This window comes from Streptomyces tsukubensis, assembly GCF_003932715.1.
Classification (GTDB): Bacteria; Actinomycetota; Actinomycetes; order Streptomycetales; family Streptomycetaceae; genus Streptomyces; species Streptomyces tsukubensis.
Genome location: NZ_CP020700.1, coordinates 3,826,899 through 3,841,259 on the forward strand (window position 1 = coordinate 3,826,899; position 14,361 = coordinate 3,841,259).

Here is a 14,361-nt window from a genome sequence, read left to right on the forward strand (position 1 = left end):
CCGAAGACCTTCCCGAAAACCTTCCCGGAGTCCTTCCTGGAGTCCTTGCCGAGGGCCTTCCTGCCATCCCTCCCCGACAGCTCTCCCGGGGCTTCCTCCGGAACCGGCGCCGACGCCGCCCGCTCAGCCGTCCGCACCCAGGATCAGCCCCGAGGTGGGGACGCCCGTGCCCGCGGTGACCAGGATCCGGGCGGCGCCGGGCACCTGGTTGACCGAGGTGCCGCGGAGCTGGCGGACCGCCTCCGCGATGCCGTTCATCCCGTGGAGGTAGGCCTCACCGAGCTGGCCCCCATGGGTGTTCAGCGGCAGCGCGTCGGCCGCCACGAAGCCGGAAGCCTCACCGGGCGCGCAGAAGCCGAACTCCTCCAACTGCATCAGGACGAAGGGCGTGAAGTGGTCGTAGACGATCCCGACGTCGATATCGGCGGGCACGAGCCCCGAAGCACCCCAGAGCTGCCGGGCGACCACCGCCGTCTCGGGCAGACCGGTCAGACCGTCCCGGTAGAAACTGGTCATCTGCTCCTGGGCGCGCCCCGCCCCCTGCGCGGCCGCCACGACGACGGCCGGGGGGTTTCGAAGATCACGGGCGCGCTCGGTGCTGGTGACCACGATCGCCTGCCCGCCGTCGGTCTCCTGGCAGCAGTCGAGCAACCGCAGCGGCTCGACGATCCGGCGGGACGCGGCATGGTCGGCGAGGGTGATCGGGCGGCCGTGGAAGTACGCGGCGGGGTTACGGGCCGCGTGGCGGCGGGCGGTCACGGCGACCGGGCCGAAGGCATCCGCGTCGAGCCCGTAGACGTGCAGATAGCGGCGGGCGGCCATGGCCACCCAGGAGGCGGGGGTCAGCAGACCGGCGGGGAGGTTCCAGCCGAGGGCGGTGCCCTCCGCCGACGGTTCGCGCCGCTGCACCCCGGAGCCGAAGCGGCGACCGGAACGCTCGTTGAACGCCCGGTAGCAGACGACGACTTCGGCGATGCCCGCCGCGATCGCGAGGGCCGCCTGCTGGACGGTGGCGCAGGCGGCGCCGCCGCCGTAATGGATACGGGAGAAGAAGGTCAGCTCCCCGATTCCGGCGGCCTGCGCCACGGTGATCTCGGGGCTGGTGTCCATGGTGAAGGTGACGAGCCCGTCGACGTCGGTGGGGGAGAGTCCGGCGTCGTCCAGTGCGGCCCGTACCGCCTCGACGGCGAGCTTCAGCTCACTGCGGCCCGAATCCTTGGAGAACTCCGTCGCACCGATGCCGGCGACGGCCGCACGTCCTCCCAGCGAACCCCAGCTTCCCGGGCCCGTCACCGGGCACCCCTCCTCCGTATCGGGGGCGTGATCGGGGGCAGGGCGACCGTGACCGTGCCGGTGACGTGGTGGCCGAGGGCGTTGGTCCCGACGATCCGTACCTCGGCCGTCCGGCAGCCCTCCACGGCAACCGGCCGGGAATCCGGGCCGCCCCGGCCCGGGCGCTGGTCCGGGCCCGGGCCCGGATCCGGATCCGGATCCGGATCCGGATCCGGACTCGGGTCCGGGCCCGATGGTTCCTCGGTGACCGACACGACCCTGCCCCGCAACACCATCGTGTCGCCGGGATAGTTGGGTACGCCGAGCCGTACCGCGACCCTGCGCAGCTCCGCCCGCTCCCCCAGACAGTCGGTGACATACCGGCCGACCAGCCCGTTCGTCGTCAGGATGTTCATGAAGACATCGGGGGACCCCTTCCGGCGGGCCGCCTCCGCATCGTGGTGCACATCCTGGAAGTCCCGGGAGGCGAGGGCCCCCGAGACGATCAGGGTGCGCGTGATCGGGATCTCCAGCGGTGGGAACTCCTCCCCCGCCCGCAGCTCCCCGGTGCTCCGGCCTCCGCCCGTCATCCTGCCGTCCTCTCCTCGGCGGCCGGCGCCGTGGCCGTCACCGCGCGGAACACCGGGAGCGTCAGGTCCTCTTCGAAGGAAGTGAACTCCAGCTCGACGGGCATTCCGATCCGTACGTCGCCGGGCGGCACCCCGGTCACTCCGGCGACGATCCTGACGCCCTCGGCCAGTTCGATCAGCCCGACCGCGTAGGGCGGGTCGAAGGCGGGGAAGGGAGGGTGGTGCATCACCACGTACGAGTAGACCGAGCCCGTACCGCCGGCCTCGACGGTGTCCCAGGCGTCCGAGCCGCAGTCGTTGCACCCGGGGAGCCAGGGGAAGCGGAGCCGTCCGCAGTCGGTGCACCGCTGGACGAGCAGCCGCCGTTCGGCGACCCCGGCCCAGAACCCGGCGTTGTCCCGGTTGACCACGGGCCGTGGCCGCGGCGCCCGTGACCCGCCGGACGCCCCGGGCGGTTCATCACCCGGCCGTTCAGCGCCGGAGCGGACATCACCGGGTCGTGCAGCACCGGGGCGTTCAGCTCCGGAGTGCCGCGCTCCGGGCGCGTACTTCAGGATGCGGAACCGGTGGGTCCCGACGAGCTCCCCGCCCCCCGCCCGGACGTCCGTCCGTGTGGTGATGAAATGCCCCGGGCCCAGCTTGGTGTGCTTCAGCTCCGAGACGGACTCGATGAGGGTGTCGTAGGTGATCCGGTCGCCGGGACGCAGCGGACGCAGATACTCCTGCTCGCAGTCGGTCGCGACGACCGAGGTGTACCCCTCGCGGTCCAGCAACCCGAGCAGTTGCTCCCATGCCGCCGAACGACCGGCCGACTCCCGGCGTCCGGACAGCCCGCCCAGCGTCCACGCCTGGAGCATCGTCGGGGGTGCGATGGCATCGGGCCCCTGATAGGCGGGGTTCGTGTCCCCCATGGCCTCGCACCAGTGTCTGATCATGGCCGGGTTGACCGGGTCCTTGCCGACACCGCCTGCAACGGCCACCCGCCCCTCGTGCGCCTTCAGCCGCTCGTACAGCTCCCGTGCCGGATCCGCGGGCCGGCTCACCGCGGCCCCCGGCAGCCGCTGCTGCCCCAAGCGCGGTACGCCTCCCCGAGGGGAGGGCGCCGGGCAGCCGGACCGCGCCGTACATACAGATGTGTGGTGGGTACGGGGTGCACGGCGGCGGCCTCCCGAGGAACACGGGACACGGATCGGGCCCGGACGAAACCCGTTTCTGACTGTCCGTCAGAAATGGCTCCACTGTCAAGCCGCCGGACATCAGGCACCAGGCACCAGGCACCTGAGACAGCTGGAAGCCGCACAGAGAGGGCCGCCTGCGCGACGGCGCCGTATCGGCACCACCGCACAGGCGGCCATCACCCCTTGGTCATCCCCCGGTCGAGCCGGTCATCCCCCCGTCGGGCCGGTGGTCACCACCACAGGTGGGTGAAGTTCACGTTCACGTTGTCCTGGTCGATCGCGGTGAAAGCAGAGCCGTTGACGCTGGCGATATTGCTCTGGTTCGACGCACCGGCCCCGCTGGCAACCTGCTGACTGGTCGTCGAATTGCCCAAGTTGTCGCCGCCGACACCACTGCCGACGATCGACGCCACCGTCGCGTTCGATCCGTTGTCCCCGAACGCGCCGTTGTCGGCCGAGGCAACGCCCGTGAACAGGGCGGCCGTCAGGGGCAGTGCGGCGACAGCGGCGAGAACGCGGGCCGTACGGATGCTTGCCATGTCTTCTCCTCCGAAAAACTGCTTACGGCTTGCTTCCGGGCGATTGGCCGACCGCTCCGGAGTAATGACGACGTCGCGCCCTCAGAGTTGCCCACCGAATCCCCTGCGAACCACCCAAGACGGAGCGATTCCCACTCAAGCGTGAGGACAAGCAGATAAACCCCTTTCACGCCCGCAGAACGGGAGACCGGCCGGACCCGGTACCGGCCACCGAAGCCGGACCCCGGACACCCCAAGGGGGGAATCGTTACGGCACCTCCCGCACGCCGTCCCCCCTCTACCGATCTTCGAACACAAGTACGAAACTGGCTCCATGGCCGTGCCCGATCGACAGACTTTCACCCTGGCTCTCGCCCATGCCCTGTCCGCCGCGGAGCGCGGGTTCCCCGTGATCCCGCTGTCCCCGACCAAGCTCCCCGCCCTGCCCTCGCCCCACCGGCAGCACGGCGGAGCCGCCGGACCGGAGGCAGCCGCCCGCTGCCGCGGCGCCTGCGGCCTCCCCGGACACGGGGTTCACGACGCCACCACCGACCCCGCGGCCGTCCGGGCCCTGTTCGCGGCCGCCCCCTGGGCGACGGGCTACGGCATCGCCTGCGGCCGGGCACCGCACCGGCTGATCGGGGTCGATCTCGATGTCTCCACCCCTGCGACCACGGACGACGGCCCGTTCCCGACGCCACCGGCCTCGTTCTCGGCGCTCCAGGATCTGGCGCTGCGGCACCTCTTCACCATCCCGGACACGGTCACCGTGATCACCCCGAGCGGCGGCCGCCACCTCTGGCTGACCGGCCCGCCCGATGTCACCGTCCCGAACTCCGCGAGCCGGCTCGCGCCGGGAATCGACGTCCGGGGATACGGGGGCTATCTCGTCGGACCGGGTTCGGTCACCGCGCGGGGGACGTACCGCCTGGCCTCCGGTACGGCAGGAAACACGCCCGCGCCCTGCCCGCGCGCCCTTCTGCTACTGATCGCGCCACCCACGCGCCCCCACCACCCCGCCGTCACCCGCGCACGCCCCTCCCAGAACCACCAGGGGCAGGGCTTGGTGCACTTCGTTCTCGCCGCCCACGAAGGCCAGCGCAACACCAGGCTGTTCTGGGCCGCCTGCCGTGCCTACGAGAACGGAATCGGGGACACGCTGGCCGACGCCCTCACCCGGGCCGCCGTCCGGGCCGGTCTCCCCGAGCGCGAGGCCCGCGCCACGATCGCCTCGGCCCGCCGGCTGACCTCGGACCGCCACTGACCACCCCAGGCCTAAGCAACCGCCCGACCGCGCGAAAAGGGGTGCCCCGCACAGGACACCCCTTCCACACGCACCCCGGCGCCGCCGGAAACTACTTCTTCTTGCCGAAGAGCCCGCCCTCGAACTTGGCCCAGTCGTACATCTGGTGCACGGCCTGCCCGAAGATCGGGATGCTGATGTGCTCGAAGACGTCCTCCAGCAGGTCGATGTCACCGGTGTTGTAGATCAGCGGCCCATTGATGTTGATCAGCCCGCCCGCCAGGGGGGCCGCCTTCTGCTCCTGGGCCTGAGCCGTACCGCTCGACAGGGTGAGGGCGACACCGGCCGCCACAGTCGCAACAAAAGCCGCACAACGGACACGACGCTTCATGAGCACTCCGATCCAGAGGGTGTTGTTCCACTGAAATCAGCCCAGGCCCAACTCCTTTATGAACAAGGGGAGTTGAGAAGGAATCGCCTGTGGGGGGCTGAGGTGAACGTCAGCCTGCCACCAGGTCAAGGGCAAGTAAAGTACCTGGAAAGGTTGATGTGATCATGACCGAATCTCAACGTCCTGTCCGAATCCCGCCGCCCAGGAAAGGGCAGGTGGGACAGAGGTCCACAGACGGGACGGCACAACGCCAGGACGGCGCGACGGCGCGACGGCAGAGCGCACGAAAGAGGGCGGGCTCCCCTCGGGGAAACCCGCCCTCTGCACCAACCGGTGCCGTCAACGTGCGGTGGGTGTGGGATTTGAACCCACGGTGACTCGCGCCACGACGGTTTTCAAGAGGGTTCTACCGAAGCCACTTCGACTACCCCTGAACTGCCCGTTTCCCCACGGATACGGCCCTTCGCCCCTCCAGCGGTCCACACCTGGTCCACTGGGTGTTCAGAAGCGGGAGTCAGGCGCCTGCCCTAGATCAACGTCTGGGCGATCCAATGCACCTGCGCCTGGGCGAGCCTGAAGCTCGCTTGAACGTGGAGGGGGGTCTCCACGCCACGCACGTCGTGCAGCATGCCACGAGTCGAAGACTCCAGGCAGTTGATCGAGCAAGCCCTTGGCGGCAAACAGTGCCACGCTCGCCACGCCCGACCCACCTAGAACCCAGAGCGTGAAGGTTACATCCACTGGTCTCCTACCCCTTTCAGCCTCTGACGGCAACCCCGTCGAGGAACTCGTCCCCCAGGAAAGCCGTGTGCGGCAACTGTCCACCAGCACCTCGGACGTTTCTGCCGAACCCCGGACAGTCGGCTCGCCGCGCCCTAGTCTGAGACGAACCAGCTGGACACTCGTGGCCACTAGTGGACAGCCCTGGACGGGCGGTAAGGCCCTTGCACGGAACGGAGTTGAGCGATGGGCGATGACTCTCTGGCAATGCAAATGGCGCGCTTGCGCATTCGAGCCGGCAACCCCTCACTGCGGGAACTGGAGAAGCTCACCGAGCGCCAAGGGCGACGCATGAGCCGCGCATCAATTCAAGATAAATTCTCGGGAAATAGTCAACTGAAAATGGTCCACGTTCTAGCTCTAGTTCAGGCGTGCGCCGACCATGCGCGCTCAATTGGCGCCCCACTTTCACCCGCAGATTCCAATTTGGAAGCATGGAGAGAAAAGGCAACCCAATCTTCGACACCCAGAATTCGACAGGCCCCCAAATCGGAGAATACCTCCAACAATAGAGAGGCTCTCAATCCTCCCGAACTGCACTCCTTGATCACCCCCCTCATCAACGCTGGGATGGAAGATATCGCACGCATCGCAACTGAGGGCGAAAATCACCCCATTGAGACGTGGCTACCGGCCGTACTCACAGCACTAGATTATGCACACATGGACACCCAAGGTTTTGTAAATCTGGCCGTCCACCAACCACCTCAACAGACAGTCGAGATCCTCACGTCAGTATCCGAATCAGAGGCAGAGGATGCCGCAAATCTTTACTTTGAATCCTGCCTACTCGCTAAGCCGCCGGCAGAAGTACCAAAATTTCTAGTAGCCCTCCGCCGTCACGACCAAGACGCGAGCCACTGGTACGCCAACGAATTTATCGACGCACTAGCAGGCAAAGGCGAGTGGCCAGGAGTCTTCAGAATGGACATGGCCAATGTCCTCCGAGCGCTCCGCTCGGCCACTCTGAAGAATGACGCGGACAAGCTTGCAGTAGGCATCGGACTGCACTCTCGGCCGAGAATCGCACTGACAACCGCCGGATCATTCCCTGAAGATTTCCTGGGGGATCGCGAACTCATACTGAGTGCGGCTGCTCAAGGCGGACCAAATCGGCTACTGAGCTTCATTAAATATCTACGAAAGGAAGCGACTGCCGGAATCGACCCAAATAGAACTTTGACACATCTGCTGGATTCAGTACCCCAGAACAAGCGGGGAGACTTCTATCAAGTTCTCCACGATGCAGGAATGGATCACGAGGCAAAAGTACTGCTGGCGCTGGAAACCGAGAATCCATTCTAGTTTCCCATTGCATACGATTCAGGGCCACCCTCGCTTCCGCAATTGTTTCACTCATGACGCCAGACTGACCTCCTCATCCGGAGATGACGCACGCGGCCTCCCCTGCCGTCGTAGCCTTGTTCCCCATGGAGCTGACCCACTGGGCGTACGCGCTCTCCGAATCCATGCTCTCCGAGCCGCTTCCGCGCCGCTGGGCGCACTCTCTCGGGGTGGCCGAGCGGGCCCGGTCGCTTGCCCTGGTTCTCGGTGAGGACGCCGCGCTGCTGGAGTCCGCCGCGGTGCTGCATGACATCGGGTACGCGCCGTCGATCGCGACCACGGGCTTCCATCCGCTCGACGGTGCCCGTTTCCTCCGGCACAAGGAGGAGGCCGACGAACGGGTCGTGAGCCTCGTCGCCCATCACTCGTGCGCCGTCCTGGAGGCCGAGGAGCGGGGTCTCCGTGCCGACCTGGAAGCGGAGTTCGCCCAAGAGCGGCTGGACCTCCGGGACGCCCTGATCTTCTGCGACATGACGACCACCCCGGACGGCCGCCGTACGACTCCAGCCGCCCGCCTGGAGGAGATCATCAGCCGGTACAGGCCGGACACTATCGTCGGCCGGTTCATACAGCGGGCCGCGCCGGAGATCCACGCCGCTGCCGCGCGGATCGAACGCCGCCTGGCCGAGGCAGCGGACGGCCATCAGCCGATGTAGGGCTCCCGGCGCGACGCGTCCAGCCCGTGCCGGATGCGCAGCAGCATCGACGGGTGGATGTCGAGCCCGTCCAACTCCGCGGGGTCGATCCACCGGACCTCCTTGGACTCGCTGCTGGTGCGCAACGTCCCTCCCACCGGGTGGGCGCGGAAGCAGATGGAGAACTGCTGCCTGACCTCGCCGTCGTCGTACGCGAGCACATGGTCAGGGTCGGTGTACAGACCGACGATGCCGTCGACCTCAACCCGGATCCCCGTCTCCTCCTCCACCTCCCGCACCGCCGTCTCACCGATGCGTTCACCGATGTCGTGACCGCCTCCGGGCAGGGCCCACAGGTCGTTGTCGGTCCGGTGAATGATCAGAAGCCGCCCGTCGTCGTCCTGGACGACGGCCGTCACCGAAGGGACCACGGAATTCGCCACCGGGGCCTCGGGATCACGGAAGTAGTCGATCCGGCTCATGCCTGAAGTCCTCCCAGGTCAGTGGGCGACGAGATCGGCCGGGCCGACTCCCACACCCGCTCGATGCTCTCGGCGTACGAGTCGAACATCCCGCCTCCGGGCACACGCTGAAGGTGCAGCACCGGGGCCATGAAGGCGCCTACGCCGTACAGATGGCCATTGGCGAGCATTTCGTCATCGGCCCGGTAGATCGAGTTGTACAGCGTCGTCCCGTGGAGTCTGAACTCCACGCCGGGCAGGCCGAAGAACGGCGCGTAGTTGATCAGGGCGTTCTGAATCTTGCCTGCCAGGGCGGGGCCGATGCCCTCGTCCGCACCCCGTACCGCGACCGCGTCACTGGCCGGGTCGCCCATGAGGAAGCGGATGGGTACTCCACCGGCGGACTTCTCCTTGACCACCCGGTGGAAGGCCGCGTCCTCGGTCAGCCAGAACCCGGAGTAGACCAGTACGTCTATCCGCTCCTTCGCCTGCATCATGAGATCCACGAATGCGGAAACGGGCAGGTCGGACCGCCGCTCGTAGAACGCGACCAGCTCAGGACTGACGACGGGGGCAGGCCGCGCCTGCCGGAGTGCCGGCCAGAGCACATGGATGCTCTCCCCCAGGGCATCCGCCGCCACCGTTGCGGCGGTTCGGCGCGGCGTCCGGTCGAGGTTGACCCAACGCTCCACCGACTTGGGGTCGATGCCGACGACGTTCGCGAGCATCGTGTACGTCCAGCCTCGCGCCGCCAAAGCGGCCCGCAGTCTCTCGTTCGGCACGACTTCTCCCCTTTGGTTCCGGGACGCCTCTAGGGACGTTCTACCGGATGCGGAACGTCCCCAAGGTGGGTTTGAAGGAGGTTCCACCGTCCTGGGGTCAGGAGCCAGGATCACCGAACCCGGCAGCTACTTACCTCCGGGCCTGGCCCTTTCCCCTTGAGGAGCCCCATCGTGCCGCTGCGCTCCGTCCGCATACTCCCCTCCCCGGACCGTCGTCCCGCGCCCCTGGCCCCTCTGGCTTTCCAGCCGCGCGACGGCCAGGTGCCCGATCCGCACTCCCGTGCGCTGCCGAAGTGGTCCGAATGAAGCGCCCCGGCGATGTCCCCGTACCCGACGCCGATGTCCGGCCGCGGATGACGATCAGGGTCTCCCGGGACTCGGGACGGACCTGGGGGCCGGTCACGATCGTACGGAGCAGCCGCACCGAGGATCTTCCGCTGGAGCCGCTGCGGTTTCCGCCGTGCCGGTGCCCCCGATGCCGTGCGGCGTAGCTCCAACCGCGGCCAGGAGCCCGATGTTCCACGATCACACAGGAGAGGCTGATGAGCGCGCACTACGGGGTGCCTCGGCGGAGGGGACGGGCGGCGTCCGTCGTTCACGGCCGGTGGGCCGATCTGGGGCAGTCCCTGTTTGCGCGGGGTGACCTGGCCTCCGACTGGGTCCCCGCCTTCGCCGCAGTGCCCCGGTCGGCGTTCCTGCCCGACGACATCTGGCCGTACGACCCCGTCCGCGGCGATCACGTCCACGTCTCGCGCCTCGACGACCCCGCCCGGTGGCAGGCGTACGCCGACACCGACGTCCCCGTCGTCACACAGTGGGACGAGAACAGCGACACCCACACCCCCCTGACCGAGCCGACCAGCTCGTCGACCATGCCCAGCATCACCCTCTCCATGCTCCGCGACCTGGACGTCGAAGCCGGTTCGCGGGTGTTGGAGATCGGTACGGGCACCGGCTGGTCGGCCGGCCTGCTGGCCCACCGGCTCGGCCGGTGCAATGTGGTCAGTGTGGAGGTGGACGCCGCCGTCGCCGCCCGGGCGCGGGCCCGTCTCGGGCGGATGGGGCTTCCAGTCCCGGTCATCGGGACCGACGGCCTGGTCGGCCATCCGGCCGGGGCTCCGTACGACCGGATCATTGCCACCTGCGGGGTGCGCGAGATTCCGTACGCCTGGATCCGGCAGTCCTGCGGCGGCGGGCTGATCCTCGCCCCCTGGGGCACCCACTACACGCCCATGGACGTGAACGTCCTGCTCACCGTGGACCGCGACGCCCGATACGCCTCCGGCCGCTTCCTCGGACCCCTGGAGTTCACCAAACTCCGGGCCCACCGGCTGGCACCGCCCAAGCACCACAACTACCTCGCCCGGCATCCCTTCAACAAAGCGTCGGCGTCCCTGACCGCGACCACCGCCGCCGAGCTGGGCCCCGGGCGCTTCGACGCCGCACGCTTCGCAGTCGGGGTCCGGGTCCCCGACTGCGTCCACGCGGCCGGGACCGAACGCGACGGCGTACAACCCGTCTGGTTCTACAGCCTCACCGACCACTCCTGGGCCGCCGTGACGTTCCGCGGCCCCACCGGCCTCGCAACCGTCCGCCAAGCCGGACCCCGACGACTGTGGACCGAGGTCGAGGAGGCACTGCACTGGTGGCACGCCCACGGCTGCCCCGGCTTCGAACGCTTCGGACTCACAGCCACCGCAGATGGAGAGACCGTCTGGCTCGACGATCCGGCCACACCGTGCCGGTCCCCGGCGTAGGGGGCTGACGCGCGAGCAACACCGACAACTGAGACCGCCCGCAGAGACCACCCACCGACCCGGGCAGACCATCACCGTACTCCAGCGGTACTACGCGAAGGCTATGGGCGGCGAGGAAGGCAGAGTGAACGACTGCCTTACCAAGGCTTTGCCTAGCATGAAGGCACCTTGGAGATGTGCGCTCCATCGTTGGGTTGGCAGTCACGAGAACGGGGGCTCCACGTAGGAGCCCCCGCCAGTGCAGCTACAGGCTGTTCTTACTCACCGCCCAGCTCACAAGGCGCCACAGCGCCTGACCCACAAACGTGGCAAGGGCACGAAGCCCCAGTTCCCTGGACAGTTCAGCCTTCTGCTTCGACACTGTTGGCTCCCAATAAGGGCCGGGGCTAGCCCCGATCTCTTCCTCACGCCGACTGACGTGAGGGGGAATTCAAAGGTCGTCGCAGCGGGGCCATCCCCACGTACGTGGAGAGCAGTACCTGAGCCGCTTGGCGCAGCCTACTTTGTTCCTTCAAAGCAGGCCGCAGGTTAGCCGCACACACTGGTCACAGGTGGGACGGACTCGGAACGGGGGAGACAGGCCCAGCAAAGAGGGCGGGCCCGGATCCCGGGCCCGCCCTCTTTGCTGCTACTTCTCTGACCTGCAAGCGGTGGGTGTGGGATTTGAACCCACGGTGACTCGCGCCACGACGGTTTTCAAGACCTCTCTGCTGTCGAGGCGTGCGAGCGGTCCGCCGCAGGTCAGGACGGTAGGAGTACCCCGGCCGAGCCGTCGTCATCGCCGTCGTGCCCGGTACGTGCCCCCGGGGCGGGGTCGTGCCCGCCGAGCCAGGAGTCAGCCGCCGCGGCCACCTGATCGTCCCGACCGGCGACCGGCCGGGCGTAGTGCCGAGTGGTGACGCTGGCGTTGGAGTGCCCGAGCCGGTGGGCGGCGGTCATCACTCCATACCGGTCGGCGACCCACGTACCGTGCGAGGCCCGGAGGTCGTGCGGAGTCACATCGGTCAGCCCGGCCGCCTTCACGGCGGGGTCGAAGTACGCCTTGCGCCACTGGTTGTAGCGCAGCGGCTTGCCGCCGGGCGTGGTGAACAGGAGCGCGTCTTCCCCGCCGGGCAACGTCTCCAGGTGACGGCCGAGACGCTTGGCGAGGGCCGGTCCGATGCGCAGAAGGCGCTTCTGGTGCGACTTCGGGGTGTCGAAGACCAAAGTGCCGTTGGCCTCGGCCAGGTTCTCGTCCACCAAGACGAAGCCGCCCACCAGGGCGATGTCCGCGCGCCGGAGGGCGAACGCCTCCCCGACCCGCAGGCCCGCGTACGCGAGCAGCGCGATCAGCAGGTCATGCGGCTTGGCTGTGCTCCGCACCAGTCGGGAGGCTTCGAGCGGGGTGAGGATATGGGGTTCGGTCTGCGGCATCCTCGGCAGCCTCACTCCCCGGCACGGTGTCTGCGGGATCAGGCCGTTGTCGACGGCCGCCCGCATGACCTGGGACAGGACGCGGTACGCCTGCCGGATGCGCGACGCGCTCAGCCCTTTCGTCTTCATCGAGGCGACCCACTCGGCAACCGTGATCGGCCGCAGGCTCGACAGCTCACGGTCCCCGAACGCGGGGACGATCAACGAGTTGATCAACGACCGGTAGGTCGCGCGGGTCTTGTGCTTGAGCTGAGGCGAGACCGCGGCAAGCCAGCGCGCCGACCAGTCCCGTACGGTCGTCTGTCCCTCGGCCGGGTCGAGCCATCGCCCGTCCTCGATCTCGACGCGCTTCCGGGCGAGCCACAGATTGGCATCCGTGACCGAGGCGAACGTGTGGTCGGCGGGTCGGAGAACGCCGTCAGGACCCGGATAACGGACCTGAAAACGCCCGGAGGGGAGCTTACGAACCCGGCCGAAGTCCCGGCGCTTCTTACGCTTCCCCGGCATCAGGCAACCCTCCTCAGGGTGTTCGGACGGGCCGTGAACGGCTGCACGGTGTTCGAGGCGATGAAGCCGGACACAGCGGATTCAGGGATGCGGACGTGTCGGCCGACCTTGACGAAGGTGATCCGCCGTTCGGCGATCAGGCGGCGGGGAAAGCGTTCGGTCGTGCCGAGGCGTTCGGCGACCTGGGCGACGCTGAGGAGCCGCTCTTTCATCGTGTGGGTTCTCCTTCCGTCCCGGTGGCGGGTTCGAGGGATGCGGCGAGCCACGTTTCGGTGGTGGTGAGGCCGGTTCCGGCGTAGGCCCAGTGGGCGAGGACGTACGTGGTCTGCTCGGGGTGTTCGGGGGTGTTCTGCGCTTGGCGCCATTGGGTGCGGGCGTGGCGGAGGGCGCCGAGGGTGGTGGAGTAGGTGCGGGATTTGGTGGAGAAGTGGCCGCGGAAGCCGAGCATGTGGGCCCAGGCGCGGAGGCGGAGGTGGGCGAGGTCGGTGCGGGCGCCGAGGGTCCAGGCGGTGCGGATGAGTTGGCGGGCGTGGTCGGTGAGGTCGAGGTGGGCGAGTTCGGCGGCGAACTTCAGCGGCCGGTCCAGGGCGCCGGTGGCGGTTTCGGCGCCCTTGGTCGCGTACTTGGCGATGTACGCGGCGACCGCCCGATCGGTCAGGGTTCCGGTGTTGAGGTCGGCCGTGTGGATGGTGCGGATGTCGAGTTGCCGGCCGAAGGTGAAGGAGTGGGTCCGTCCGTTCAGGGTCGGGCCGGAGATCCGGGCTCTGGCGGTGGCGGTGCGGATGGCGTCGGTGAGCAGGCCGGGGGTGGCCCAGGGCGGGGGTGCGGTGTGGCTGCCGTCGGGGCCGTCGAGGCGGATGACGGCATGGAAGTGGACGGCGCCGCGCCGCTGGTACTCCGCGACCTTGGCGAACGACACCCGGGCATGCGCGGCCAGGTCCCGTTGGGTGAGTCCGGCGGCTAGGGCGATGGCGCGCCGGAGGTGGATGGTGAACCGGCGCCACAGCAATCCGGCGTGGGCGTTCCAGAGCACCGCGGCGTCGTAGTCGTACGACTCGGGTTTCAGTGGTGTCCCCAGGGCGGGGTCTTCCGGTGCGTGGGTGATGCCGCAGCGGCAGGCCGGGCGGCCTGAGGGGCGGTTGTGGACCGGTCCGAAGCCGGGCGCGGTGAAGGTGGCGAACACCCGGGGGTGTCGGGCCACGGTTTCCGGGGTGCCTTTGCCGCCAGTCAGGCCGGAGGTGATCAGGTGGAAGGTGTCGCGCCGGTACACCTCCGCACACGCCGCACACCGGGTCGCACGGCGGTTGTTGCAGCGGACCAACAGACTCCCCACCGGAAGTCGGGCGGAGTCGAGATGGTGGAGGACCCGGCCGATCTCCCCCGTCACGGTGTCGAGGGCGTGTTCCGTACGGTGCCCGTCCAGCCGTACCGGGTTCGTGCAGCCACCGAGGCCGGAGAGCTGTCGCATGACGTCGGGCAGGGTGCCAGTG

Annotated in this window: 14 protein-coding genes; 4 read left to right on the forward strand and 10 right to left on the reverse strand. The window is 68.3% G+C overall.

The genetic code is table 11. The features are described from left to right. Positions 1-123: 123 nt before the first annotated feature. The 4 genes from B7R87_RS15420 to B7R87_RS15435 all read right to left on the reverse strand — a co-directional run bounded on the left by B7R87_RS15420 (position 124) and on the right by B7R87_RS15435 (position 3,579). Positions 124-1,293: a lipid-transfer protein gene (locus B7R87_RS15420; protein ID WP_006348158.1), complete on the reverse strand. Its 1,170-nt coding sequence runs from the start codon at positions 1,291-1,293 to the stop codon at positions 124-126. Then, the gene (locus B7R87_RS15425) at positions 1,290-1,862 is read right to left on the reverse strand and encodes a MaoC/PaaZ C-terminal domain-containing protein (protein WP_006348157.1); all 573 of its coding nucleotides are present in this window, start codon (positions 1,860-1,862) and stop codon (positions 1,290-1,292) included. Before B7R87_RS15425 ends, B7R87_RS15420 begins: the two co-directional genes overlap by 4 nt. Next, entirely contained in the window at positions 1,859-2,935 is a 1,077-nt protein-coding gene (locus B7R87_RS15430; RefSeq protein ID WP_006348156.1) for a bifunctional MaoC family dehydratase N-terminal/OB-fold nucleic acid binding domain-containing protein, read from the reverse strand. The genes B7R87_RS15425 and B7R87_RS15430 overlap by 4 nt, the downstream gene beginning before the upstream one ends. A 335-nt stretch (positions 2,936-3,270) precedes the next feature. Then, complete coding sequence (locus B7R87_RS15435; protein WP_006348155.1) at positions 3,271-3,579, reverse strand: hypothetical protein; 309 nt, start codon at positions 3,577-3,579, stop codon at positions 3,271-3,273. A 313-nt stretch (positions 3,580-3,892) separates the two neighbouring features. Between B7R87_RS15435 and B7R87_RS15440 the strand changes: the two genes are divergently transcribed. Further along, positions 3,893-4,822 carry a bifunctional DNA primase/polymerase gene (locus B7R87_RS15440; RefSeq protein ID WP_006348154.1) on the forward strand — a complete coding sequence of 310 codons (930 nt, stop codon included), beginning with the start codon at positions 3,893-3,895 and terminating at the stop codon, positions 4,820-4,822. A gap of 91 nt (positions 4,823-4,913) precedes the next feature. On the opposite strand, the gene B7R87_RS15445 is transcribed toward B7R87_RS15440, so the two are convergent. Next, the gene (locus tag B7R87_RS15445) at positions 4,914-5,153 is read right to left on the reverse strand and encodes a hypothetical protein (RefSeq protein ID WP_006348153.1); all 240 of its coding nucleotides are present in this window, start codon (positions 5,151-5,153) and stop codon (positions 4,914-4,916) included. A 1,005-nt stretch (positions 5,154-6,158) separates the two neighbouring features. Here B7R87_RS15445 and B7R87_RS15450 point away from each other — a divergent pair. After that, a complete protein-coding gene (locus B7R87_RS15450) occupies positions 6,159-7,277 on the forward strand; it encodes a hypothetical protein (protein WP_130584994.1) in 1,119 nt (372 codons plus the stop codon). Positions 7,278-7,402: 125 nt separating this feature from the next. Beyond that, the gene (locus tag B7R87_RS15455; RefSeq protein ID WP_006348152.1) at positions 7,403-7,972 is read left to right on the forward strand and encodes an HD domain-containing protein; all 570 of its coding nucleotides are present in this window, start codon (positions 7,403-7,405) and stop codon (positions 7,970-7,972) included. Here the strand turns inward: B7R87_RS15455 and B7R87_RS15460 are convergent. Both B7R87_RS15460 and B7R87_RS15465 read right to left on the reverse strand, forming a co-directional pair. Next, the gene (locus tag B7R87_RS15460; RefSeq protein ID WP_006348151.1) at positions 7,960-8,433 is read right to left on the reverse strand and encodes an NUDIX hydrolase; all 474 of its coding nucleotides are present in this window, start codon (positions 8,431-8,433) and stop codon (positions 7,960-7,962) included. The genes B7R87_RS15455 and B7R87_RS15460 overlap by 13 nt on opposite strands. Further along, the gene (locus B7R87_RS15465; protein ID WP_040915614.1) at positions 8,430-9,194 is read right to left on the reverse strand and encodes a helix-turn-helix domain-containing protein; all 765 of its coding nucleotides are present in this window, start codon (positions 9,192-9,194) and stop codon (positions 8,430-8,432) included. The genes B7R87_RS15460 and B7R87_RS15465 overlap by 4 nt, the downstream gene beginning before the upstream one ends. A gap of 542 nt (positions 9,195-9,736) precedes the next feature. Here B7R87_RS15465 and B7R87_RS15470 point away from each other — a divergent pair. Beyond that, positions 9,737-10,951 (forward strand): methyltransferase domain-containing protein, encoded by a 1,215-nt coding sequence (locus B7R87_RS15470; RefSeq protein ID WP_006348148.1) that lies wholly within the window; start codon positions 9,737-9,739, stop codon positions 10,949-10,951. 741 nt (positions 10,952-11,692) lie between these two features. Here the strand turns inward: B7R87_RS15470 and B7R87_RS15475 are convergent. Genes B7R87_RS15475 through B7R87_RS15485 form a run of 3 tightly spaced genes read right to left on the reverse strand, consistent with a single transcriptional unit; the run spans position 11,693 to position 14,339 of the window. Further along, complete coding sequence (locus B7R87_RS15475; protein ID WP_006348147.1) at positions 11,693-12,871, reverse strand: tyrosine-type recombinase/integrase; 1,179 nt, start codon at positions 12,869-12,871, stop codon at positions 11,693-11,695. Further along, complete coding sequence (locus tag B7R87_RS15480; RefSeq protein ID WP_006348146.1) at positions 12,871-13,083, reverse strand: excisionase family DNA-binding protein; 213 nt, start codon at positions 13,081-13,083, stop codon at positions 12,871-12,873. Before B7R87_RS15480 ends, B7R87_RS15475 begins: the two co-directional genes overlap by 1 nt. Beyond that, positions 13,080-14,339, reverse strand: coding sequence for a replication initiator (locus tag B7R87_RS15485; RefSeq protein ID WP_006348145.1), 1,260 nt, complete (start codon positions 14,337-14,339; stop codon positions 13,080-13,082). Before B7R87_RS15485 ends, B7R87_RS15480 begins: the two co-directional genes overlap by 4 nt. Positions 14,340-14,361: the final 22 nt, after the last annotated feature.